Raw genomic sequence first — 23,659 nt, 5'->3', positions numbered from 1 at the left:
ACTGACCAAATAGACCTAGAACAATGTTAAAACGAAGTGTGGCCTTCTGGCTGCTTCTTGTATGCTGGCTCCCGGCATTTTCGAGCACCTGGCAAGTTCAAGACAGTATCGTAAAGGGCGTAGTGAGCGACGCCCAGGGAGAGCCGATACCAGGCGTTACAGTTTCAGTAAAAAGCAAAAATGCACGGACAGCAACTGATGCGGCCGGCAGATATTCGATTACTGCGTCTGGCAGCGATGTGCTTGTTTTCAATTATATCGGCTTTCTACCGCAAGAGATACGGGTAGACAAACGACTTATCGTAAATGCAAACCTGGAAGCCTCTCAGGAATCACTTAATGAGGTGGTTGTAGTGGGCTATGGCGCGCAGCGAAGGGCAAACGTTACGGGTTCGGTGGCCACTGTAAGTTCACGTGAGCTGACGCAGAGTTCTGTGCCGACAGTTTCGCAGGCATTGGCAGGAAAAATACCTGGCGTAAATTTCCGGTCGCCCGACGGCCGGCCCGGTGCGGAAGCGCGAATCCAGATCCGAAACCTGGGCGACCCGTTGTACGTGATTGATGGCGTACCCTCTGGTGCGCAGCAATTTAATAACCTGAGCCCGGAAGATATTGAGAGCCTGTCTGTCTTGAAGGATGCCTCCGCGGCTATTTATGGGTTGCGCGCATCGAACGGTGTAGTGCTGGTAACAACTAAAAAAGGCGGCATCAACCGGGAAAATAAGGTCAATGTGAATGCTTATCATGGCTGGCAGAGCTTGTTCCGGTTTCCGGATGCGGCTAGTGCTTCGGAGTATGTGCGTGCACTTGCCGAGGCGGACATCAACCAGACCGGGACGTCTTACTGGACCAGGGAAGAGGTGGAGAAATGGCAGCAAGGCTTACCGGGCTATGAGGGTTTCGATTGGGGAACCTACCTTAAAAGCGGTGCACCGCAGTCTTACATCAACCTGAACACAACCGGCGGGTCGCAGAAAACCAGTTACTATCTTTCCATGGCAAGATTAACACAGGATGCGGTTTTTGAGGGCTACAATTTTAACCGGACCAACCTGCAGTCGAACATCGAAACGCGAATCGGTGAACGGTTTAAGGCAGGCGTGAAAATCAACGGAAAGATCGAAGTTCGTGACTTGCTGGGGCTGCCTGGTGAAGATGACTATTTCCAGTCGCTTCTCGGCCAGTTCAGAAATTTGCCTACCGAGGGCCCCTATGCGAATGGCAACCGGGAATACCCCGCAACGAACAATAACTTCGCGACTAACTATGCGACATTTGAATACTCGGGATTCAGTAAAACGGAACGGCGTACGCTTCAGACCAGCTTCGACATGGAGTATAGGCTTCCGGTTAAAGGCCTCACCGCCACGGGGATGTACGCTTTCTTCTATAATAATTTACTAAGCAATGTATTTGAAAAAACCTATAAAACGTATACTTATAATTCGGCCACAGGGAGCTATGATGCGACCGGCGGGCAGCAGAATCCATACCGGTCGAGGGATAACGGTTACATCATTGATAATGTGCTGCGCCTGCAATTGAATTACAACGGTACGTTTGGTCGGCACGGGCTTAGTTTGATGGGCGCAATGGAGTCGCAGGACCGCACGGATAAGCTGTTCTTTGTACGGTCGCAACCCGCGAGCAATCACATCGAGATTATGAATTTCTTTAACGAATTGCAGGCGGTGACAGACCGGGTAGACGAGCAGGCAAGGGCCGGCTTTATTTTTCGCGGGAATTATGATTTTGACAAGAAATACCTGATCGAAATTGGTGGCCGGTACGACGGCTCATGGCGCTTTCCTGAAGGACATCGCTGGGGATTGTTTCCTTTCGTGACCGGCGGATGGCGCATCTCAGAAGAAAGCTTTTTGCAGGGAAGTGGAGCTAGAAAGGTCATCACCGATTTAAAGCTTCGTATGTCGTATGGTGAAACCGGAAGCGAGGACAACGGCGTGGGTCCGTTCGCTTATCTTCCGGGATACAACTTCGGTGCAGGAAACGCTTACCTGGATGACAAACTGATCACCGGGATTGCGGCGCGCGGATTGCCGGTGACGAGACTAACCTGGATCAAGAGCGCAATCAGCAATGTTGGGCTGGACTTTAACCTGTGGGAAGGTAAATTATCCGGAACGTTTGAGGCATTCAGAAGAGATCTGACAGGTATACCTGCACCGAGGTATGATGTTTTGCTTCCTGTTGAGGTGGGCTTTACAGCGCCAAGTGAAAATTTGAACGCAAACCGCACCCTAGGTTTAGAGATGGCTTTAAGTCACACCGGGAAAAGCGGGCAGATGGAATACAATTTTGGTATAAATGCCACACTGGCGCGATTGAGAAACAGGTATACGTATAAACCACGCTTTGGTAATTCCATTGATCAGTATAGAAATTCTGTGGAAGACCGCTGGGCACGGATTAACTGGGGCTATGAATATATTGGTCAGTTTCAGTCGGAAGAACAGATTGCGAACTATCCGGTAGATGTCGACGGTCAGAATAACAAGACGTTATTGCCTGGCGACTTCATTTACAAAGATCAGAATGATGACGGGGTGATTGACGGACTGGACGAACGGCCAAATGGCTATGCGGAAGGGAATCTGCCTTATCTTAACTTTGGCTTCAATGGCTCAATTAGTTTTAAAGGTTTTGATCTGCTAGTTAATTTTACCGGCGCAACTATGCAAAGCAGGGGCCGGGCAGCGGAACTGAAGCTGCCTTTTCAAAACGACGCAAACTCCCCGGACTTCCTGCTTAACGACCGCTGGCATCGCGAGGATATTTTTGATCCCACCAGTCCGTGGGTTCCCGGGACTTATCCTGCCTTGAAGAAGTCGAATAATGAAAGCAATCAGCGTGCTTCCAGTTTCTGGTTCAGGAACACCTCTTATCTGCGCCTCCGCGATCTCCAGATTGGATACACCCTTCGCGGTAAATGGCTTTCGGATGCAGGGATCAGCAGAGTGCGGTTGTATGCAAATGGATTTAACTTGTTCTCGATTGACAATTTGAAAGACATTGGCGTAGACCCGGAAACACAACTGAATACCGGGCTGGACTATCCGTCGGTAAGGGTTTATAATGTCGGATTAAACTTAACTTTTTAGCGTAATGAGACGATTGAAGGAATATTTAATGTGCGTGATCGGCGCAGTAATGCTGATTCAGGTTGCCGCTTGTAAGAAATACCTGGAACGTGAGCCTACAGATATTTTACTGGATGAGCAGGTGTGGAGCGACCCGAAACTTGCTGTCTCCGTACTTGCCAACATGTATAACCGTTTGCAGCCTACCGGAGGGTTGGAAGGAGGCAAACTATCGCCCACAGATGTGGATGAGGCCATGTGGTCGGGCGGCCTGGGCGGAAACAATGCGCGTAATACACGCGTGAATTATCCGTATACCGATAAGCAGCTGTGGGACTATGGTTTGATGCGGGATGTAAATATGTTCCTCGAAAAGCTTGATGCATCATCTGCCATGGAGGCTGCTGATAAAAGCCATTTGTTAGCCGAAGCACGATTTATTCGGGCGTACATCTATTTTCTGCATGTACGCAGTATGGGCGGAGTGCCGCTCGTGCTTAAAACCTACGGATATAATGGCCCGGAAGACGTGGATGCGCTCAAAACGCCGAGAAGCAAGGAGGAGGAAATATATGATTTCATTGCCAGCGAACTCGACGCGATCAAGGAAAGCCTGCCACTTACTGCAACCAGTAAAACTCGGGCAAACAAATGGACGGTCCTAGCGCTGAAGTCGCAGGCAATGCTGTACGCTGCCTCTATAGCTAAGTATAATAACCTGATGGTTGACCCGATCAGTACAGCTGGGGGAGAGGTTGGAATTTCGGCTGGCCGTGCGGAAGATTATTATATGCAGTCGATCGCTGCTTCCCGAGAGATCATCACCAGTAAGCAGTTTGCGCTATATAATGAGAATCCGGATAAAGGGCAGAATTTCTATGATCTGTTCACAAAAAAGTCGAACAACCGGGAAGTGATTTGGGCGATGGACTATACGCTTGACGGGAAATATCATGATTTCACGGTGGAAAACATACCGCGTTCGCTGCGTGAAAATGCTTCCGGTTCGGCGGGAGTCACACCTTCCCTGAACATTGTGGAGGCTTTTGACTTCCTGAACGGCAACTCCGGTGAACTCAGAATTCGCACAGCCAATAATGCAGATTATATTTACTATGACAAGCCGGAAGATGTATTTGCCGGTAAAGATCCACGGATGTTTGGCAGTGTTATTACGCCTGGTTCTACTTTTAGAGGAAAGCGAATAGATATACAGGCTGGAGTTATGGAATGGAACGCGTCAACGGCCAGGTATGTGACACGTACGTCCACTGAACTGGGAAGTTTGTTTGCAGACGGCGGCACGCTGGTTGCGCCAGACGGTCCTTTGCCTAATGCAGCAAACATTACCAATACTGGGTTTTATATGCGCAAGTATGTAGACTCGCGGATAGGCTCCGGTCAGGGTGGACAGGGAAGCGACGTCTGGTGGATTCGGTACCGGTTAGGCGGGATTATGCTCAACGCCGCTGAAGCCGCTTTCGAGCTTGGCCTGACCAATGAGGCGTTAGGTTACATCAATGAGCTAAGGGAACGTGCCGGGTTTGGGCCGAATAGCTTGCAGTCGCTCACAACCGAAAGGATCAGAAGGGAATTTCAGGTTGAACTTGCTTTTGAAGAACAGCGTTACTGGGACCTGAAGCGGTGGCGGATTGCGCACGAGGTCTTCAATGGCAACAGACAAACACCAAGCACGATGGTGTATGCGTTGTGGCCCTATAGAGTGGTCAGGCCATCTGATCCGGCTAAACACAATAAATATGTATTTGTAAAGCAAATTGCGCCCCGCTTTACGCAGCCAAGGCTTTTTCGTTTTGGTAATTATTATTCGATTATTCCACAAAACGCGTTGAATGCTAATCCGCTTCTGGTTAAGAATCCATTCCACTAATTTGAACACGATGAAAAAAATATATTACTTGTTTGTCGTTTTTGCCGCTGCCATCAGCGGATGCGAACTAGATAATTACGAACCGCCTCAGTCGCCGCTAACCGGGCGGATCGTCTTCGAAGGCAATGCTGTTGGAATACGGCAGGGTATTAGCGTACTACAATTGTTTCAGCCCGGATTTCAGACGGTGACTCCGATCAATGTGAACGTGAAGCAGGATGGTACATTTGCCTCTATGCTGTTTGATGGCAATTACAAGCTGGTGCGGATTTCGGGAAATGGCCCCTGGGAGGCAAATACCGATACTATAGATGTGGTGGTAAAGGGTGCTACCAGCGTTGATGTGCCTGTGAGGCCGTATTTTACCCTCAGCGATGCAAGCTTTTCCGTTGAAGGGGAAGTGCTGAACGCAACATGTCGTATCACCAATGTTGTAGCGGGCAGGCAAATTGAACGTATTTCGCTGATTTTGGGAAAAACCATTATTCTGGATGACCCGACTAAACTTGGGCCATCGCCCGCAGATCCTTTGAGTACGAAAGCAGGTGCGGGGTTGGACCTGTCGCAGCCGGTTAGCCTGAGCCAGAATTTAACTGCAGAACCTTTGGCTTCTGCGCCTTATCTTTATGCAAGGATAGCCCTGAAGGTTGTCGGTGTTCCTGAACTGCTTTATTCTGATGTATACCCAGTAAAAAAATAGTTAGTAAACATGCTTAACATGAAATACATTGCCCCTTTATTAGTTCTGCTCTTAACAATCTCAGCATCCTGTCTGTCGGTTGCACAATCAAAAAGTCAAAAACGGCCAAACGTGGTCGTCATCATGGCCGATGATCTGGATACCCGGCAGTTAAGCTGCTATGGCGGGCAGAACATCCGTACGAAGTATATCGACCAGCTTGCAGGCGAGGGGCTGCAGTTCAATAACATCTATGCTTCAAACGCCACCTGTGTTCCTACGCGGGCCTCTCTGTTCACCGGGCTGTACCCGATCAGGCATGGCTCCTTTCAAAACCATAAGCCCGTTCATCCTGGTATGAAAAGTATCGGGCATTATCTGGGCGCGGAAGGTTACAGGGTTGCCCTCAGCGGAAAGGACCACAGTACCAGGCCGCGAACGGTGTTCCCATTCGATATTATAGCAGGCTTTCAGCCGAACTGTGTGGCGAGCACCGATGAGTATTCGCTGACTGAGATTGAAAATTATATGAACACAGGCGATAAACCTTTTTGCCTGTTTATCATGAGCATAAACCCACATAAGCCATGGGATTTGGGCGACCCTACTGAATTTGATGCGGACAAGCTGGTGTTGCCACCGTATATGGTCGACACCCGCGAAACGCGGTCGCAGTTTCGCAAATATCTGGCTGAAATCCGCAGGCTGGACAACCAGGTGGGTGATGTGATGGAACTCCTCCGGAAAAGCGGGCAGGATAAGAACACCGTGTTTATGTTTCTGGGCGAACAAGGCTCTCAGTTTCCCGGCGGCAAATGGACCTGCTGGGACGCTGGGCAAAAAAGCTCCATGATTGTGCGCTGGCCTGGCGTAATAAAGCCCGGAAAGAAAACGGATGCGATTGTACAGTATGAAGATATTACGCCGACCATCATCGATATTGCCGGAGGCAGCCCCGTAGACAGTCTTGATGGTAGGAGCTTTTTAAAAGTACTGAATGGCTCCTCCCAAGTGGCGCGGTCGTACGCTTTTGGGATGAACAATAACATACCTGAAGGTCCGCCTTATCCAAGCAGAAATGTTAGGGATGGCCGGTATAAGTTGATTCTAAACCTGACACCGGAAAATACTTACTCCATTAAATGGTATAACAATCCAGGCGACTTAGGCGTGTGGAATTCCTGGCAGGAAAAGGCAAAGACGGATGAGACGGCCAGTTTTTTAGCGACCCGGTTGAGTAAAAGGCCGGCTGTGGAATTTTATGACACATCAAAGGACCCTTATGAGCTGAACAATCTGGCTGGCAATCCTGCTTATGCAAGGCAGATCAGCAAGTTTACCGGCGTGTTGAATGATTGGATGAAACAGCAAGGTGATGAAGGGGCGGCGGTGGACAGGGTTTACGTAAATAAAAAGAAATGAGACGGAATTTGATCAGCGTTTTTCTCGCTGCTGTACTAGTGACGATCTTTTGTGCCAGCTATGCGCAAACGCGGAAGCCAAACATCATTGTTATTCTGACGGATGACATGGGTTTTAGTGATATAGGTGCATTTGGAGGTAGCTTTGTACCTACGCCAAATATTGATGCGCTTGCAAAGAACGGACTGAAGCTGACCCAGTATTACAGTGCTGCACCGATTTGTTCTCCGTCCAGGGCGGGCATGCTCACGGGTATGTATCCGGGAAGATGGAACTTCACAACCTATCTGGACAATAAAAAGCACAACAGAGATGCGGAGCAGACCGATTTCCTTGACCCGGCAGCGCCATCGATGGGACGCGTGTTTCAGTCGGCCGGTTACGCTACTGGCCATTTTGGGAAATGGCATCTGGGCGGCGGCCGGGATGTGCGCAACGCGCCAGGATTTGAAGCCTATGGTTTCGATGCGCACATCAGTACATATGAAAGTCCCGATCCCGACCCGCTGATTACTGCCACCAACTGGATCTGGTCGGATAAGGACAGCATAAAACGGTGGGACAGAACCCGGTATTTTGTAGATCAAGCCCTGAAGTTTGTGCAATCTAATAAAGGTAAGCCCTGCTTCGTTAACCTCTGGCCGGATGATGTGCATACGCCTTGGGTGCCACGCAGGGATGACAGCTATACCGGGAACTTTCCGATGGGTCATGAAGATGAGATGCCATTCAAACTGGTGCTTAAAGAGTTGGATGTACAAATTGGCCGGTTGGTGGCCGGTTTAAAGGAAATGGGCGAACTGGAGAATACGATCATCATCTTCACGAGTGATAACGGCGCATTGCCCAGTTTCCGGGGAAGTAGGAACGGCGGTCTGAGGGGCTCTAAATTATCGCTTTATGAGGGGGGCACACGTATGCCCTTCATTATTAGCTGGCCGGGAAAAATCGCCGCGGGAAGGGCGGACAACCGCTCTGAAGTTAATGCGATCGATTTGTTACCCTCTCTGGCTAAAATGGCTGGTGTGAAACTGCCCGCGAAATATGCCGGTGACGGCCTGGACCGCAGCGCTGTTTTTACCGGAGGGCCCTCGCTCCGCAACGGGCCTATGTTTTGGGAGTATGGGCGAAACGATATTGCCTACAGGTATCCGAAAGCTCCGCACAGGAGTCCGAATCTGGCCGTACGTTCAGGGGAGTGGAAACTGCTTATGAATAGTGACGGCTCTGATTTGCAGTTGTATAACATTGTTCAGGATAAAAATGAAACCACTAACCTTAGCGAAAAGAAGCCCCAAGTTGCGGGAAAGCTTAAAAAAGAACTCATGGCCTGGTGGAACAGTCTGCCTCGGTTAAACAAATAACAGAAATATACTTATGAAATCTAAGATCAAATTACTGGCAGTGCTGCTGCTTTGTACAATGGGCGCGCGTTCGCAGACGCCAGATTATTTGAAACCCGTAGCGGGACAATGGACCAAAGAAAAAGCAAATCACTGGTATGCAGCGCAACCCTGGCTGGTTGGCGCAAATTATCTACCTGCGACGGCCATTAATCAAATTGAAATGTGGCAGGCTTCGACCTGGGATCCGAAGACGATAGAGAAAGAATTCGGCTGGGCACAGCAGATTGGTATGAATACCATGCGCGTGTTTCTTCACGATATGGTTTGGGCTTCAGATAAAAAGGGGCTTTACAACCGTATGGATCAATTTCTAAATATTGCGCAGAAATACGGTATACGGCCATTCTTTGTGTTTTTTGATGATTGCCATTTTCCGAATCCCGCACTTGGTGTGCAGCCGCTGCCGGTTATTGGTTATCACAATTCGGGTTGGGTGAACTCCCCGGCGAGGGACTTGGCGGTGCGGTTTGCGGAAGGTAAGGCCAGTGCAAATGAGGTGGCGCAGTTGAAAGGCTACGTTCAGGAGACAATGACGCATTTCAAAAACGACAAAAGGGTGCTCATGTGGGAGCTATACAACGAACCGGGACGTGGTAACAATCTGGATGGTGCTGAAAAAGCCGCCGGCATTGGTGATTTGTCTAACAAACTCTTGTACGAATCCTGGAAATGGGCCAGGGAGATAAACCCATCACAGCCAATAACCGGTACCGCCAAAGGCAGTCTGGGCGAGATGAACATCAAGATGAACCGGATTAACGCTGATGTTCTTTCTGTGCACAGCTATGAAAATGCAGAAGTTTTGGAGCGTGTGATTAAAAACTATCAGGCTGAAGGCCGCCCGATTATCATGACGGAATGGCTGGCCCGTACCCAGGGAAGTACTGTTGAAGACTGCCTGCCGATTTTGAAAAAGCATAACGTCGGCGCGGTTAACTGGGGTTTTGTGTCAGGCAAGAGCGCGACAGTGTGGCCGTGGACCAGCCGTCGCGAAAATGGCAAGAACATTAGTTTAAATGAGCGGCGGGCCGAGGGAAAAGTGCTGAAACCCGGAGAACCTTTTCCGGAACCGGAATTGTGGTTTCATGATCTTTACCGTACAGACGGAACTCCTTTTAGCGAAAAGGAGATTAAGGTTTTTAAACAACTGACTTCTGAAAGAAAATAATCATTTAAGTACCACCAGGGGCATGCTGTGGCTGGCTACATTCTTGTGGCTATCCGTTACATACAAGAAAAGCCGGTAGTGCCCCGCTTGTATGGGGACGTCAAGCATAATGTTTTGTAAAGCGCCGGTCACCATATCAGGTATGGGAACCGGCGCTCTTTTTTCTTTGTCGGCAGCGCTAAGTTCCTCTTCAGAGAACAATTTCCAACGGGCAGCAAGGCTGTCCTTTTCCGGGTCGGAAACCGATACTTTGATGAGGTACTTCTCGCCAGGATTTAGGTAAACCGTAGCTGGCGACTTTTTGCCGTCAATCATGATATAGTCTACCTGTGGCGCTTTATTTTTGGCCTGCCCCTTCGCCGCCAGGCTGTAGCCCAGCATTGCGGTCAGCAGAAATATATACGTTTTCATTTGTGGTAATTGCATCCACTAAGATAACGCTTATTTTTCTATGCTGTTGCCTCGCGGGCTGGAACCTGGTATTTGCCTGGTTCCGGGCCGAAAGATTTGACGATGCGGTTCCAGGTGTTTATTTGTGCCACAGCTAAGGTGATGTTGGCGATTTCGTCCTGGTTGAAGTACTTCCGCAGGTTATCGTGAATGTCGTCATTATGATCGCCCTGCGGCATTAGTGTCAGACGTTCGGCAAATTCAAGTACGGCCTGCTCTTCAGGGCTGTAATAGTTTGTTTCACGCCATGCTGAGACTGAGATCAGTCTCAGTGCGTCTTCTCCGGCGTGTACCGCTTCTTTATAATGCATATCGAGGCAATAGGCGCAGCCGTTCAACTGCGAAACCCGCATACGCATCAGTTCGAGCATTTTAAAATCGAGGCCACATTTGTCGACATAGTTTTGTACCTGCATCAGTGATGCATAGAAACCTTTGGGCAAGGTGTTAAAAGATATACGTTCCATAATCTATTTTTTGCCCTAATGACAAACGGGAATCCGGAAACGTGACAAGGTCAGCATATTTTTTGCAGATGCTTTAATTTATCAGGGTTGCGTACAATAAACACTTCTGCTATTTTGCCCGTGTCATCCAGCGTAAAGATCTGACAGGTGGTGAGGATTCCGTTATCATAAAGAAACAATGCTGGCTGATGGTTGACAGTACCATAGTCCAGCGGCTTGTCGTGATAGAACTTACGGTAAATGCCGCTAAGGTAGGCACAACTATTGTCGCGGCCGCGTACAGGGTTAAGGCTTGCGCTGGCCTTCCCGCCACCATCGGCGATCACGACAGTCTGTTCGGTGAGCAAATCCAGCAGTTGTGCCGCGTCAACGCGTTCTAGAGTCTCAATATAACGCTGCAGGAACGCTGAAGAGGTTCTGCTTCTGGTTGCAGGGCTTGGCTGTTTTATTAACTTTCTGGCACGACTTAGGAGCTGTCTGGAATTTTCTTCTGTGACGCCCAGCAAATCGGCAATTTCGCTATGATCATAGTCGAACGCCTCCCGGAGTATAAACACGGTGCGCTGCTGCGGGTTTAAGCGCTCAAGCAAGACCATAAGGGAGTAGGATAATATCTCTCTACGGTTGATCGCTGTGTCTGCTCCGATTTCTGAGACCGGTTCGGGAAGCCATTCGCCGGGATAGTCGCGGAGGAGTCTCTCCTGCCTTTTTTTAAAGTTGATCGCCGTATTGATGACCATCCTTTTTAGATAGGCCGGGACGTTTGTGATCAACCGCTCATCGGCTTCCATAAACTTCACATAGACATCCTGCACGATGTCAAGCGCATCCTCAAAAGAGCCCGTAATGTTGTAGGCATAGGTGGTTAAGACCGGCCTTAAATCCTCCATTATGGAAAAGCTTTCCTAAGCCTGTCCACCTCTTCCGGCGTAAGCAATGAAACACTCCCGTGGCGGGCATCTTCGGGCATAGCTGCGTCCTTGACCACGGACCAGTTGAAGAGGTCGGGCGACCAGGACACGCCGTAGTTATCTACCATCGGGTAGTCGTATAGCAATAGCCATCCTTTTTTCAGCGGATCTTTCATTACGCTTGGTCCCTCGGTGATGGTTGGCGCAATCTGTCCCTTATTAAGCGGGCCTTCATGAATCTTGTAAGGGCCTTCAATATTTTTTGAGGTGGCCACTCTGATGCCCCGGCGCTCTCCGGTTTTAACGCCAAATTCTTCTTCTTTATGGAAGAGGTAATAGGTGTCTTTTTCTTTGATCATTGTGCCATCGATGACAGAATAGGGTGGAGCAAAAAGCACTTTTGCCGGAGTAAAAGTTTTCCAGTCGCGCGTTTTGCAGTACCATAATCTGCTTTTCTTCCACCCGGCGTCTTCGAATGTGGACGACCAGAACAAGGTATATTCCTTGGTGTCTTCGTCATAATAAAATTCAGGCGCCCAGATGTTCCGCACAAGTGCACCCGTATCGTTCCTTACGTCCTTCATCAGATGGAGATAGCCTTCCAGTTTCCAGTTGACCAGGTCGGTCGACGTCGCATAGGTGCATGCTGGTCCGAGTGCACGCCTGTTTTCACGGTTGCTCCCGCCTCCAGTGGCAATCAGCCGCCATAGTCCGTCGCGCCCCTTGTGTATATATTGGTCGCGCATAAACTGGTCCCACACGGGCTTGTTGTCGTTGAGCGCCTTCCAGTGGCGTCCGTCGGTCGACAATGCAATATGCAGCCGCTCTATTGCCATCGGATTTGGCAGAGGAACTTCTACTGTCTTGCCCTTGGCATCAATTTCTATGCGCGTTGGGTAGCGCTGACGAAAATAGGTCAGCATCCAGGTCTTCTCAGATTCTTTTTGCTGCGCGAAGGATAACTCCGTAGCAGCAGTTAGCAGGACAAATACGGTTAGGATTAACTTTTTACACATGCCATAAATATATCTGTTAAATTTTGTTAAATAAAACCATTTCTTTCATCGCTTCGTTATTTTTGAGTAGATATCGATATGAAGAAAAGGAGTCTTTGGCTGATTACAGCGCTCATGACCGTTGCATTGCTCGGGGTTTTTGTAATGCAATTGTATTACATCAGGGAGGCGTATAATCTAAAGTCCCAGCTTTTTGAGCAGAGCGTGAATGAGGCGCTGAATGCCGTTGTCCAGAAAGCGCAGAAGAAATATGCAGCGATGCACCTCACCAGAAAGGACTATGAGATTAAAGAAGCTCGTGAGAAGGATTTCAGGGATCGCGCTCAGGAAATCGTAGATTATAAAGAGCTTTATAAGAAGGAGCAGGAACGCAGGATGCAGGAGCGCGAGAAGCGGATTTACGCGGATCTGAATGTGCGCGACAGTATGTTACGTGCAGCTTTTCTCGATGCCCGCATTATTGGTGAAGATGTTTTTCAGGCGATATCAAATACGGAGAACAAAGGCAAATCGCCGCTACAGGTACAGGTGGATGTAGCCTGGGATGAGTATGGCAATGTGAGAGGTAACATTAATCAGACCATCAACATGCCCAGAAAGCCAACCTTTTCCAGTTCTTCGCTGAGGCTTCCAGATAGCATACGGTACCTGGCAACTAATCCCAGAAATTTGAATCCAATTGTGATTACGCTGGAGCGGGTAAGGCCGGAGGATGCTTTGAGATATAGTATGGAAGACCGGGCCGCGGAGAAAAAGTATAAGGAAGGTCTGAAACTGCTGATGGAAGACACCGTAGTACTGGAAGGTAATAACCTGAACCTTATTGCTGATGTGGCTAAAGAAATGCAGCAGGAGTATATCCCGGTGAATCAACGCGTTCCGCATGATGTGTTGGATACTTTGCTGAAAAAGGAACTTGCAAACCGTAATGTAGATCTGCAGTACGATTTCTGGTTAAAGATGGCGACGAAAGACACGGTATTATACCATAAGGCAGCTCATTCAGATCAGGAAGCTTTGCCAAAAGACACGTATAGGACAACCCTGTTCAGCAACGACCTCTTCGGTGACCCTGGGATGCTCTACGTGTATTTCCCTAAAAGGAACTCTCTCATATTGAGCAACATGGGTGTCACTATGGCGTCTTCAGCCGGTTTGCTTCTGGTGCTCGTATTCATTTTCTCTTATACCTTGTATTCCATCGTTCGTCAGAAAAAAATATCGGAGATGAAGACTGACTTCATCAACAATATGACGCATGAATTTAAGACACCGGTTGCAACAATCATGATTGCCAGTGAAGCGCTTAAAGACCCGGAAATTGCGGAAGACAAAAAGCGGATTAACCGGTTGGCCGGCATCATCTACGATGAAAATGTGCGCTTGGGTAATCATATTGAACGGGTATTGAGCATCGCAAGACTGGAGAAGAAGGAAATTAAACTGGAACATCACGAGATCAATATCAATGAGCTGATCGTGGCGGTAACAGACAGCATGAGTTTGCAGCTGCAAAAGCGCAATGCTGAAGTAACGTTGGCGCTTGATGCCGAGCAGCCGGTTGTTTATGGTGATGAGCTTCATTTCTCTAACGTGATCTATAACCTGATTGATAATGCCAACAAGTATAGTGCAGACGCGCCGCAGATCAGTATCCGGACTAGAAACACGAGCAGGAGCCTGGTGATTGAGGTGGCAGATAAAGGTATAGGGATGACCAGGGAGCAGTCCAAACGTATCTTCGATCAGTTCTACCGGGTGCCGACAGGCAACCTTCATGATGTGAAGGGATTTGGCCTGGGGTTGAATTATGTGCAGGACATTATTACGCAGATGAACGGCGCTGTGAAGGTGCATAGTGAAAAGGATAAAGGATCATTATTTGAAATCAGCTTACCACTAACTAAAACTAAGGACGCATGAAAAAAATCTTACTTGTAGAGGATGATCCTAATCTGGGACTGCTGCTGCAGGACTATCTGGATATAAAAGGTAAGTTTGATGTTGTGTTGTGTGCCGACGGTGAAGAGGGGTTGCGGGCCTTTACCCGTGATCGGTTTGACTTGTGTATCCTGGATGTAATGATGCCAAAAAAGGATGGGTTTACACTCGGCAAGGAAATCCGCAAGATAGATGAAAACGTGCCGATCATTTTTGCTACGGCAAAAGGGATGATGGAGGATAAGACTTCGGCATATAGTCTGGGCGGCGACGATTACATTACCAAGCCCTTCCGTATTGAAGAGCTTTTGCTGCGGATCAATGCTCTGCTTAAGCGAGTGGCGGTGAAGGATGCCCCGGAGGAGCAGGTGCAGCAGACTTTCTTTGAAATAGGAGACTACACCTTTGACTTCACATCGCAACTGATCGGGTACAAAGGGCAGCAGCAGAAGTTGTCGACAAAGGAAGCGGAATTGTTAAGGCTGCTATGCTTAAAAAGAAATATGGTGCTGACCCGCGAGGAGGCGCTGCTGAGCATTTGGCACGATGATAACTATTTTAATGGCCGCAGCATGGACGTTTTCTTAAGCAAGCTCAGAAAGTACCTGCGTGAGGATCCCCGGGTAGAGATTCTGAACGTTCACGGTAAAGGATATAAGCTATTGGTCAACTAAGATAGTGGGCTTAGCTATAGCAGAAAAGATTTTAGCATAGTCTGCGCATACTGTCCCCAGTCTTTGAATACTTCATTTAGTGCTTTGCTCAGACTCGAAATGTCTGCCGGTTTTCCCTTTTTAGGCTCCGGAAGTGCTGAAGGCTGAATGTCCTTGTCGGTCACCGACCTTGCAAACCAGGTGATGTGTTCGTGCGGGAGCGCGACGCCCAGAATCATGCCTGGCAAACCCTGAAAGGATTCGGGGCCGCCCGACACCGGAATCTGATCGGTATAAAATGCTACGACATAAATGGAGTCCATAATTATAGCATTTGCCCGCCTGCATTCGTAACCGGCGATCTCCCGACGCTCACTTGTTAGTTTCCAGTTGATCTTTCTGACCGTATCTTTCAGAAGGAAGGTCTGTTCGAAAACTTTCTTCTCGGTAGTAAACCTGCCCGCGGCAAGGTCGGTCAGAATGGTGTTTGGCTGGGAACCGGATAAATCACTGTAATGTTGTGCCGTAGTTTGTCCGGGCGTAAATAGCGTGCGGTTTCCGGAGAAAAGTAAAGTGCTCTCGTATACAGTAAACTGCGGATTGCTCCGTTTGTATTCGCTAAGCTGATCCGTGCCGCCCGCGGCGGAAGAAGCATTTCGGATAAGCGCATACATGTTGACCTTTTTCTCGAAAAGAATGGAGCCGCTTTTTGGAAAGCGGGCCTGCTGTGAATATGCAGACAAGCTGCCCATTAAAAATGTGATTAATATCGTGATGTGCTTTCTCATGCGGTTAGTTCTTATTGCTTCCCATTTTATTAAAGTCCCATATTATACTGCCCAAAAAATAGCGGTTGATATTTGTGAACCTGTTCTGGACTATCAGGTTTCCGTTGATGGACTGGTTGAACCCTTTGTTTTGATTCAGGAGGTCGTTTCCGCGTACAGTAAACCTTAGATTTTCCGTTTTAAAAAACTTTTTGCTGATGCTCGCGTTCCAGTTGAACCGGTTCAGGTTCTGGTCGAAAGCCTCGGTTTTTGTTTTATATGCATAAACTGCGTCTGATCTGATTTCGAATTTTCCGGGGAGGTTAACGGAAAAGTTTCCGGTGGCGTCTATGCCCCAGTTAGCACTCCTCGTATTGCCTAAAGACGATGAAAGCACTGTGTAAGCCGGACCTACCGACGCACGGAAAGAATAGGAACGGCTGTTGTATTTAGCCAGGTTAACATTACCGTAAATATCAAGGAATTTGTTTTCGTTAAGGACGTTGTTAATCATTCCGTAACTGTTAAAATTCATAAAGGTAAACTCAATACCTCCCATGGCATCCAGGCTCTTGATTTTTCTGTTCAGCGCAGCCTGAATGGTAAGGCCGTTAGGATTTTTATTTGAAATGTTCACGGCCTGGTTGGTGCTGGCTCCGGATACAGGATCTGTTACCGTGTTGTTGGTTATCGAATTAAAAGTATTGTTGTAAGAAGCATATACATGAATATACTGTTCGGTCAGCATCTTGAACGATGAATAGCTCAGCATTACATTGTTGGAGAAGGAAGGCCGCAAGCCCGGATTGCCCAGGATCACGTTCAGCGGATCGGTATTTTCCCGGAAGGGTTGGATCTGTTCTGGTTGGGGCTGGGAAGTATTTCCGTTGTAATTCAGTGTTAAACGGCCTTGCTGTGAAATTTTGTACTGATAGTTGAGCTGAGGAAACCAGTTTACAAAATCACGCTTATATGTGTCTCCTGTGTAGTAGTCGTGTTGGTTGAACCGGACTGCGCTGATACGTGTACCGGCGGTGAGGCCGCTTTTTCCTTTATTATAGCTGACCGAGGCGCCGCCCTGGTTGCTGTATTCATTTAATTCGAAATGGTTGCTGAATACGGAATCCAGTATGTCGTAGCGGTTGGCGTCCGACTGGTTAAAAGATCGCCGGTCGGAGTTGCTGTTGTTGATGTTAAAGCCATAATTGGCAACAATGGCCAGGCTTGGTGAAAGGGCTTCTGCAAAGGTGACATTGCTGTTGAAGGCCGAGCGGGTGCTGAGGTTCCTTTTATACTGATTGACTTGCTGTGCGCTGCTGAGGACGCCTGTGCTATCGAAGAACTGGTTTGTACTGTTCAGATACCCATCGGTCTGATGATCGGACAGCGATTGCTTTACATTTACGGAAAGAGTTCGGCCTTTCTTCTTCAGCCTTTTTGCCCAAAATGCCGAAGCATTAAGCGACTTATCTTCTCCGTCGTTATCAAGGCTGCGAAAGCCAGTGTTGATGGGCGTATTATCTGCACGGCTGCTGATCGTGTTGAACGTATTGCGCGTTTTAGAATCCGCCATGCCGCCAGATATGGTGACGGTTATGGTCGAGGTCGAGTCGAACTGGTGTTTATATCGTCCATCAATACTTTCTTTGAGTGACAGGTTGTCGAAATCCTGACTGGATACGGTATTGATCAGGCCTGTTGGAAGGGTGTTGACACTTCTGGTGTTGGTATTTCCCCTCAAGCCGGTAGAGCCTATTTTGGCGTTGCTGTTGAGCGAGCGTTTATTTTCGTTCCATGATTTTTCAAAATGGACCCCGCCAACATGATTCGTTGGTATACCCTGACCATTGTATCCACCGTTGAAGTTTTCAAAGTCGTCGCCGGAAGACATGATCCCACCATCGCCGGAGACTTCCACGGCTCCTGCACCGCTAAAGCGGTTGCCTATGTTGTTTTGGCCGGTATTGCCCGATCCGGCGATCAGTGCAAAGCGTTGATTCTGTTTAAAAAAGCTTGCAGTGCCTTGTGCTTCGTAGAAATTATCTGTCCCGGCTCCTGCCGCAAGTGTTCCGAAATGTCCTTTCTTTTTATCTTCTTTTAAGGTTAGGTTAATGGTTTTCTGTTTTTCCCCATCCTCTATTCCGGTAAACGTGGCCTGGTCGCTCTTTTTATCGTAGAGCTGTACTTTGTCTATCATATCCGACCGGATATTCCGGGTCACAAGTGTAGGGTCGTCGCCAAAAAATTCTTCTCCGTCCAGCAGCACTTTTTGTACGGTTTGTCCGTGCGCGGTGATCTTTCCGTCTTTGTCGACCTGGATGCCGGGCAACTGCCTGAGGAGATCTTCCACTTTGTCGTTAGGCCTAATGTCATAGCTGCCGGCGTTAAACTCCGTAGTGTCGCCCTTTATACGTATGGCGACAGCCCTGCCTTTAATAATCACGTCGTTAAGGAGGGTGGCTTTGAGTATGAGATTGATTTTACCAAAGTCTTTTTGCTGTTGGGCGCTGTCGAGCCGAAACATTTCAGAGTAATCGGCATAGCCTGGATAGGTGACAAGCAGAATGTAGTTTCCGGCAGTCAACCCTGATATGTTGAACCGGCTTTGATCGTCAGCCCGTGTATATCTGACCAGTGTAGAATCTTTTTGCCTGAGGAGCGTTATTGTCGTATTGACCATCTGGTAGGTTGCCGCCGTGTCTGTGATTTGGCCCTTTACAGCATACGGGCCTTGCCCGTATGTGCAAAAGGCGACGCACCATATTGAGAGCATCAACGTTAATTTCTTCATGTAGTTTGGTTACGGCTGCAAGATAGCCTTAAACAATAATTTGAAATTGTTAATCTTTGTTAAGAAATAGGGCCGAAGTGTTAAATGTAAAAGCTAGATATGGGTTCCATGAAAATAAAACTTCCTTCAGTTAAGTCGCTCTGGTTGCAAGCCAGTATGGTTGTACGCAGATTTCCTTTACAGGTGCTGATTGCTGTGGCCGCCTCTGTGATCCTTTGCTTTCTTGTCGCTCTCGATTCTCGTAACGGTTCGCTGAATGATGTATTGATAAAATCACTTCTTGTGTTGAATTTCGGGCTGGCGCTGCTGTTGTCGGCCGACCTCTTCGCAGAAGCAAGGCGATGGTCGGCCGGCCCGGTATGGACAATGCGTCTGTTGGTTATCTTGCTTTGCCTGGGTCTGTTTCTTTTACTGGATCCGCAAGTGTTTACTGCCGATAAATACCGGGTTGTACTTCTGGCTTTTGCTTTCCATTTACTGGTGTCTTTCGCACCTTTTACAGGCGGTAGCGGGACTTTAAACGACTTTTGGCTATATAATAAAAGTCTTTTCATCCGGTTTTTAACCGCTGCGTTATATGCTGCGGTACTTTACGCAGGATTGGCGATCGCGCTTGCGGCTGTGGACGGGCTCTTCGCTGTGCAGATCAGCTATAAGGTGTACCTGTCGCTTTTCAGTATAGTTGCCGCCGGCTTTATGACAGTGTTTTTCCTCGCAGGAGTTCCGACGGTTTTTGTGCGGGGTGATTTGAAGGAAGCGTATCCTAAAGGACTTAAAGTTTTTACGCAGTATGTTCTGATACCCTTAATGACAATTTATCTGGGGATTTTACTGGTGTATGAACTAAAGATCATTGTGAACGGGGAGTTGCCGAAGGGATTGGTATCGATGCTGATCCTTGGTTACGCAGTATTCGGCATATTATCGCTGCTGCTGGTATATCCAATCCGCACGCAGGAGGGCCACGGGTGGATAAGACTGTTTTCCCGGTTTTTCTATGTGATGATGATACCGCTTGTCATTTTACTACTGCTTGCAGTATGGGCGCGGGTAAGCCGTTATGGTATTACAGAGCCGAGATATCTATTGGTGATTCTGGCCTTATGGCTCGCCTTTATCACGGTTTACTTTCTGCTTAGCAGAAAGCAGAACATCATGCTGATTCCGGTTAGTCTCTGCGTGTTGGCACTCCTGGCAGTCTACGGTCCACAAAGCGCTTCCTCGCTGTCGCGCTTCTCGCAGCAGAGCCGCTTAAAAAAGCTTATGGCATCGAAAGACAAAGAAGATGTAGCCCAACGGGCAGGAGTGGTTGATTATCTTGTTGACATGCATGGGCTACCGGCTTTGCAGGCCTTTACGAAGAGGGATTTGGCAGATGTTGAGCAGCGAATATTGCGGGCTACTGAAAGCGCCCCACGCTTTACGCGGCTGGCCGCGCAAAAGGATTCAGCATTTGCCATACTTAAAGTAACGAGGCCTCATGAAGTGATGCGGTATGTTGTCCTGAAGCCAACAGGCGGTGCCCTTCAGGTAAGCGGTTACGATTACGTGATTCCCGTGAATGGTTATTCGTCGCGCACGGAATCGGAAATAGGCAGTGTTCCGGTTGTAGTAGAGCACGTCGCGGCGGGGAAACTTCATTTACAGATCGGTACGGCCAAGGTAGTACAACTAGATTTGACGAGTGCATTCAATAAGCTAAGCAAGATCTACCAGAAAGGCGCAGCTTCTCATTTTTCCGGCGATAGCTTTAGTCTGCCGGAGCAATATTTCTCGCTATGCGCATCGGCCGCAGGCTATGACTATTGTCTGAAGCTAACGAGTGTTTCTTTTTATCATGGCGACGCGAAGCCTGATGAACCCGAGGCGCAGCCTGCTTATGAAGGATATCTGCTGATCAGGGTCAAGTGACCTTTTCTTATTAACTTTGCTAATAATGCAAGATGAAACCGCCGGGCCTGCTCAATTGGCAGCAAGATACGTTAACTACACCTCCAGACATATTTTTCTCACCGGTAAGGCCGGGACGGGGAAGACCACTTTTCTCCGTAACCTCATTGCGCAAACGCACAAGAAGGCAGTAGTAGCGGCGCCGACAGGGATTGCTGCCATTAACGCCCAAGGCGTCACGCTCCACTCCTTATTCCAGCTGCCTTTCGGTACTTATCTTCCAAAACAGCCAAATACCGAAACGGCGGATTTAAGTGCTAACTATCATACTCCGCAGTCCATAGTGCGCCATTTGAATATGAATGCTGCGAAGCGTAAGGTGCTGACCGATATGGAGCTTTTGATTATCGACGAGGTGAGTATGCTTCGAGCTGATCTTCTCGATGCCGCTGATATGATGCTGCGCTATGTGAGGCGAAACGCTAACAGTTTTGGAGGAGTTCAGGTGCTTTTTATTGGTGATCTTCATCAACTGCCACCCGTTGTAAAGCCGACGGAATGGGGTTTGCTGGGGCAGTTTTATAAAAGCGTCTACTTCTTTGACGCACTGGCTTTGCAGCAGCATCCGCCTGTGTATATCGAACTGAAGAAGATTTACCGTCAGGCAGATAATACGTTCATCAATCTGCTGAATAACTTAAGGAACAACGAAGTGAGCCCGGAAGACCTGGCGCTTTTGGACAGGTATTACCGCCCGGACTTCAGGCCCTCTCCTGATGAAAAATATATTACGCTCACCACGCACAACAATAAGGCCGACGGGCTGAATAAGGAGAGCCTGGACTCCCTTGGAGGCCGTGTTTTCAAGTATGTAGCCAAGGTAGAAGACGAGTTCAGTGACTATGCTTATCCAGCGGATTACAGTCTGGAGCTTAAGGTTGGCGCGCAGGTCATGTTCATAAAGAACGATCCGAGCGGGGAACAGCGGTTTTTTAACGGTAAGATTGCTACGGTGACTGACCTTGAAACTGATCGTATTGAGGTGCAGGCCGACGAAAACGGGGATAAAATTGTCGTCGAAAAATATAAATGGGAAAATTTCAGGTATAGTCCGGATAAGGTGAGCGGAGAAATAAATGAGGAGCTTATCGGTACGTTTACGCAGTACCCGCTAAAGCTGGCCTGGGCGATTACGGTGCATAAAAGCCAGGGGCTGACCTTCGACAAGGCCATCATTGACATCGGAAGTGCTTTTGCGCCGGGTCAGATTTATGTTGCCTTGTCGAGGCTCAGATCACTTGATGGCCTGATTTTGACGTCCCGGCTCCAGGGCTCTGGAATCCGTCAGGACCATAATGTGTCTTCCTATTCAAGAAACAAGCCCGTAGTGAAACAGTTGGAAGCCCAGATGCTCGCCGAGACGGAACATTACCTTAGATCCTATTTGCTCGAAAGCTTTGATCTGACGCCACTGGACAATTATGTGTATGAACACGTTCATTCGTATACCAAAGACATTAGTAAATCGGCCAAGCAAAAGCATGCACGGTGGGCGGCTGAGCTGTTGAAAGACCTTGGCGGGTTGAAAGCACATGCCGTAAAATTCCTTCAGCAGATCAGGAGAATGACCCAGGCACAATCGCCCGACGCTTTGGCGGCACTGCTAGACCGGGTAAAGGCGGCGGCCGACTATTTCACTCCCCGCCTCTCGGAATTTTCAGCGCGTATATTTGAACGGATTGAGCTCGTAAAACAGGACAAGCAGGTGGCGGCCTATCTAAAGGAACTGCAGGAGATGGAAGCTAACTTTTTTGAGCAAGTGAAGAGAATTAAGAAAGCTGAAGCCCTGTTAAGGGCTATGCTGAACGGGGATGAATTTACCAAGACTCACGTTAATGGGTTGATCAACACTGAAGAGCGCGCAATACAAATGGAGAAAGCGGGCTCGGCAAAGGGTAAACCTGCCAAACCGAAAGATAAAACAGATACCAAGTTGCAGTCGCTTGAGCTTTTTCAGCAGGGTAAGACCGTCGCCGAAATAGCCGCTGAACGGAAGATGGTTGTTGCTACCATTGAGGGGCATCTTGCGCATTATGTGGCTACACAGGAGATCAATGCAGAAGATATTATCGGACCGAAAAAGCTTCAGAAAATTGTGCAGGCCATAAAAGTATTGCAAACCGTTAATTTAACGCCCATAAGAACTCATCTCGGCAATAAGTTTACATTTGGCGAAATCAAGATCGGATTAGCGGCTTATCTGGCGGATCGGGACTAGCCCAGTCTTTCAGATTTGAACTGTGCCCCGAAAAACTTGTTTAGCTGGCCCGCAAAGGAAGATATTGGAAAAGCGGTTTCCGTCGTAGTCAAACCTTATGGTCAGATCACCACCTAATACTTTTACAGGAGTTTCAATAGCTCCGTTTTGGCCCTTATGTGCCGCCATAGCCAATGCAACAGCGGTTACGCCTGTACCGCAGGCATAGGTTTCATCTTCTACACCACGTTCGAAAGTTCGGACAAATAAATGGCTTCCCATATCTTCGACGAAATTGACGTTTATGCCCTCTGCGCGATAAGTGTCGTTGTTGCGAATGGCTTTCCCCTGATTGTAAACGTCGTAGGTTGCCAAGTCGGCCGTTTGCCGGACATAATGCGGGGATCCAGTATTTAAAACCCAGGAGGTATCATCTTTCGCAATTGAGTCAACGTCAATCATTTGAAGGTCAATCCATTCCCCTGATTCCGAAATTTTGGCATAGTGCGGTCCGTCTACTGCCAAAAAGTTTGTCTCGGTTTCGGCTATATTAAGAAAGCGGGCGAAGGAGACGATGCATCGGCCCCCATTTCCACACATGGTTCCGGGTCGGCCGTCAGCGTTATAGTATACCATTTCGAAGTCGTAGCCTTCACGGTTCTGCAGGAGCATGAACCCGTCGCCCCCAATGCCAAAACGCCTGTCACACAGCTTTTTTATGCCTTCGTGATTGCCGGAAGGGAAGGTCTGTGACCGGTTGTCTACTAAGATAAAGTCGTTTCCGGCACCTTGATATTTATAGAATTGGATTTCCATTTAGTTGTTGTAACGGCCTTTTAACATTTTTTAACA

The 23,659-nt window shown here is 48.3% G+C and carries 17 protein-coding genes; 10 read left to right on the top strand and 7 right to left on the bottom strand.

Translation table 11 applies throughout. The features are described from left to right. Positions 1 to 23 precede the first annotated feature (23 nt). From J3P40_RS01905 to J3P40_RS01880, 6 genes are read left to right on the top strand one after another with little or no spacing between them, the layout of a single operon-like run. Positions 24 to 3,119, top strand: coding sequence for a SusC/RagA family TonB-linked outer membrane protein (locus tag J3P40_RS01905; protein WP_256002275.1), 3,096 nt, complete (start codon positions 24 to 26; stop codon positions 3,117 to 3,119). 4 nt (positions 3,120 to 3,123) lie between these two features. After that, entirely contained in the window at positions 3,124 to 4,989 is a 1,866-nt protein-coding gene (locus tag J3P40_RS01900) for a RagB/SusD family nutrient uptake outer membrane protein (protein WP_256002273.1), read from the top strand. 10 nt (positions 4,990 to 4,999) lie between these two features. Further along, positions 5,000 to 5,689, top strand: a complete 690-nt coding sequence (locus tag J3P40_RS01895; protein ID WP_256002270.1) for a DUF3823 domain-containing protein — start codon at positions 5,000 to 5,002, stop codon at positions 5,687 to 5,689. Between the two features lie 18 nt (positions 5,690 to 5,707). Next, a complete protein-coding gene (locus J3P40_RS01890) occupies positions 5,708 to 7,090 on the top strand; it encodes a sulfatase family protein (protein WP_256002268.1) in 1,383 nt (460 codons plus the stop codon). Then, positions 7,087 to 8,454: a sulfatase-like hydrolase/transferase gene (locus J3P40_RS01885; RefSeq protein WP_256002266.1), complete on the top strand. Its 1,368-nt coding sequence runs from the start codon at positions 7,087 to 7,089 to the stop codon at positions 8,452 to 8,454. The genes J3P40_RS01890 and J3P40_RS01885 overlap by 4 nt, the downstream gene beginning before the upstream one ends. A 13-nt stretch (positions 8,455 to 8,467) precedes the next feature. Further along, positions 8,468 to 9,664, top strand: a complete 1,197-nt coding sequence (locus J3P40_RS01880; protein WP_256002263.1) for a cellulase family glycosylhydrolase — start codon at positions 8,468 to 8,470, stop codon at positions 9,662 to 9,664. Here the strand turns inward: J3P40_RS01880 and J3P40_RS01875 are convergent, their stop codons facing one another. Genes J3P40_RS01875 through J3P40_RS01860 form a run of 4 tightly spaced genes read right to left on the bottom strand, consistent with a single transcriptional unit; the run spans position 9,665 to position 12,508 of the window. Then, the gene (locus tag J3P40_RS01875; RefSeq protein WP_256002261.1) at positions 9,665 to 10,075 is read right to left on the bottom strand and encodes a hypothetical protein; all 411 of its coding nucleotides are present in this window, start codon (positions 10,073 to 10,075) and stop codon (positions 9,665 to 9,667) included. Between the two features lie 38 nt (positions 10,076 to 10,113). After that, positions 10,114 to 10,581 carry a carboxymuconolactone decarboxylase family protein gene (locus J3P40_RS01870; RefSeq protein WP_256002259.1) on the bottom strand — a complete coding sequence of 156 codons (468 nt, stop codon included), beginning with the start codon at positions 10,579 to 10,581 and terminating at the stop codon, positions 10,114 to 10,116. Between the two features lie 50 nt (positions 10,582 to 10,631). Then, entirely contained in the window at positions 10,632 to 11,471 is an 840-nt protein-coding gene (locus tag J3P40_RS01865; RefSeq protein ID WP_256002256.1) for a sigma-70 family RNA polymerase sigma factor, read from the bottom strand. Next, positions 11,471 to 12,508 carry a glycoside hydrolase family 43 protein gene (locus tag J3P40_RS01860; protein ID WP_256002254.1) on the bottom strand — a complete coding sequence of 346 codons (1,038 nt, stop codon included), beginning with the start codon at positions 12,506 to 12,508 and terminating at the stop codon, positions 11,471 to 11,473. The genes J3P40_RS01865 and J3P40_RS01860 overlap by 1 nt, the downstream gene beginning before the upstream one ends. A gap of 78 nt (positions 12,509 to 12,586) precedes the next feature. Here J3P40_RS01860 and J3P40_RS01855 point away from each other — a divergent pair, with 78 nt between their 5' ends. Both J3P40_RS01855 and J3P40_RS01850 read left to right on the top strand, forming a co-directional pair. Then, positions 12,587 to 14,431, top strand: a complete 1,845-nt coding sequence (locus tag J3P40_RS01855; RefSeq protein WP_256002251.1) for a sensor histidine kinase — start codon at positions 12,587 to 12,589, stop codon at positions 14,429 to 14,431. Next, on the top strand, positions 14,428 to 15,123 hold the full coding sequence (locus J3P40_RS01850; RefSeq protein WP_256002249.1) for a response regulator transcription factor: 696 nt from the start codon (positions 14,428 to 14,430) through the stop codon (positions 15,121 to 15,123). Before J3P40_RS01855 ends, J3P40_RS01850 begins: the two co-directional genes overlap by 4 nt. A 14-nt stretch (positions 15,124 to 15,137) precedes the next feature. Here the strand turns inward: J3P40_RS01850 and J3P40_RS01845 are convergent, their stop codons facing one another. Both J3P40_RS01845 and J3P40_RS01840 read right to left on the bottom strand, forming a co-directional pair. After that, the gene (locus J3P40_RS01845; protein ID WP_256002247.1) at positions 15,138 to 15,890 is read right to left on the bottom strand and encodes a GLPGLI family protein; all 753 of its coding nucleotides are present in this window, start codon (positions 15,888 to 15,890) and stop codon (positions 15,138 to 15,140) included. A gap of 4 nt (positions 15,891 to 15,894) precedes the next feature. After that, on the bottom strand, positions 15,895 to 18,660 hold the full coding sequence (locus J3P40_RS01840) for an outer membrane beta-barrel family protein (protein ID WP_256002245.1): 2,766 nt from the start codon (positions 18,658 to 18,660) through the stop codon (positions 15,895 to 15,897). Between the two features lie 108 nt (positions 18,661 to 18,768). On the opposite strand from J3P40_RS01840, the gene J3P40_RS01835 reads away from it, so the two are divergent. Further along, positions 18,769 to 20,571, top strand: coding sequence for a DUF4153 domain-containing protein (locus tag J3P40_RS01835; protein WP_256002243.1), 1,803 nt, complete (start codon positions 18,769 to 18,771; stop codon positions 20,569 to 20,571). 25 nt (positions 20,572 to 20,596) lie between these two features. Continuing rightward, positions 20,597 to 22,828, top strand: coding sequence for a helix-turn-helix domain-containing protein (locus J3P40_RS01830; RefSeq protein ID WP_256002240.1), 2,232 nt, complete (start codon positions 20,597 to 20,599; stop codon positions 22,826 to 22,828). A gap of 9 nt (positions 22,829 to 22,837) precedes the next feature. On the opposite strand, the gene dapF is transcribed toward J3P40_RS01830, so the two are convergent. Then, positions 22,838 to 23,623, bottom strand: a complete 786-nt coding sequence (gene dapF, locus J3P40_RS01825) for a diaminopimelate epimerase (protein ID WP_256002238.1) — start codon at positions 23,621 to 23,623, stop codon at positions 22,838 to 22,840. Positions 23,624 to 23,659: the final 36 nt, after the last annotated feature.

This window comes from Pedobacter deserti, from assembly GCF_024436415.1.
Classification (GTDB): Bacteria; Bacteroidota; Bacteroidia; order Sphingobacteriales; family Sphingobacteriaceae; genus Pedobacter; species Pedobacter faecalis.
This window is presented reverse-complemented; position numbering and strand designations above follow the sequence as displayed.

Coding starts and splice junctions, on each gene's coding strand:
- J3P40_RS01905 (WP_256002275.1), top strand. CDS start 24: ATGTTAAAACGAAGTGTGGCCTTCTGGCTGCTTCTTGTATGCTGGCTC.
- J3P40_RS01900 (WP_256002273.1), top strand. CDS start 3,124: ATGAGACGATTGAAGGAATATTTAATGTGCGTGATCGGCGCAGTAATG.
- J3P40_RS01895 (WP_256002270.1), top strand. CDS start 5,000: ATGAAAAAAATATATTACTTGTTTGTCGTTTTTGCCGCTGCCATCAGC.
- J3P40_RS01890 (WP_256002268.1), top strand. CDS start 5,708: ATGAAATACATTGCCCCTTTATTAGTTCTGCTCTTAACAATCTCAGCA.
- J3P40_RS01885 (WP_256002266.1), top strand. CDS start 7,087: ATGAGACGGAATTTGATCAGCGTTTTTCTCGCTGCTGTACTAGTGACG.
- J3P40_RS01880 (WP_256002263.1), top strand. CDS start 8,468: ATGAAATCTAAGATCAAATTACTGGCAGTGCTGCTGCTTTGTACAATG.
- J3P40_RS01875 (WP_256002261.1), bottom strand. CDS start 10,075: ATGAAAACGTATATATTTCTGCTGACCGCAATGCTGGGCTACAGCCTG.
- J3P40_RS01870 (WP_256002259.1), bottom strand. CDS start 10,581: ATGGAACGTATATCTTTTAACACCTTGCCCAAAGGTTTCTATGCATCA.
- J3P40_RS01865 (WP_256002256.1), bottom strand. CDS start 11,471: ATGGAGGATTTAAGGCCGGTCTTAACCACCTATGCCTACAACATTACG.
- J3P40_RS01860 (WP_256002254.1), bottom strand. CDS start 12,508: ATGTGTAAAAAGTTAATCCTAACCGTATTTGTCCTGCTAACTGCTGCT.
- J3P40_RS01855 (WP_256002251.1), top strand. CDS start 12,587: ATGAAGAAAAGGAGTCTTTGGCTGATTACAGCGCTCATGACCGTTGCA.
- J3P40_RS01850 (WP_256002249.1), top strand. CDS start 14,428: ATGAAAAAAATCTTACTTGTAGAGGATGATCCTAATCTGGGACTGCTG.
- J3P40_RS01845 (WP_256002247.1), bottom strand. CDS start 15,890: ATGAGAAAGCACATCACGATATTAATCACATTTTTAATGGGCAGCTTG.
- J3P40_RS01840 (WP_256002245.1), bottom strand. CDS start 18,660: ATGAAGAAATTAACGTTGATGCTCTCAATATGGTGCGTCGCCTTTTGC.
- J3P40_RS01835 (WP_256002243.1), top strand. CDS start 18,769: ATGAAAATAAAACTTCCTTCAGTTAAGTCGCTCTGGTTGCAAGCCAGT.
- J3P40_RS01830 (WP_256002240.1), top strand. CDS start 20,597: ATGCAAGATGAAACCGCCGGGCCTGCTCAATTGGCAGCAAGATACGTT.
- dapF (WP_256002238.1), bottom strand. CDS start 23,623: ATGGAAATCCAATTCTATAAATATCAAGGTGCCGGAAACGACTTTATC.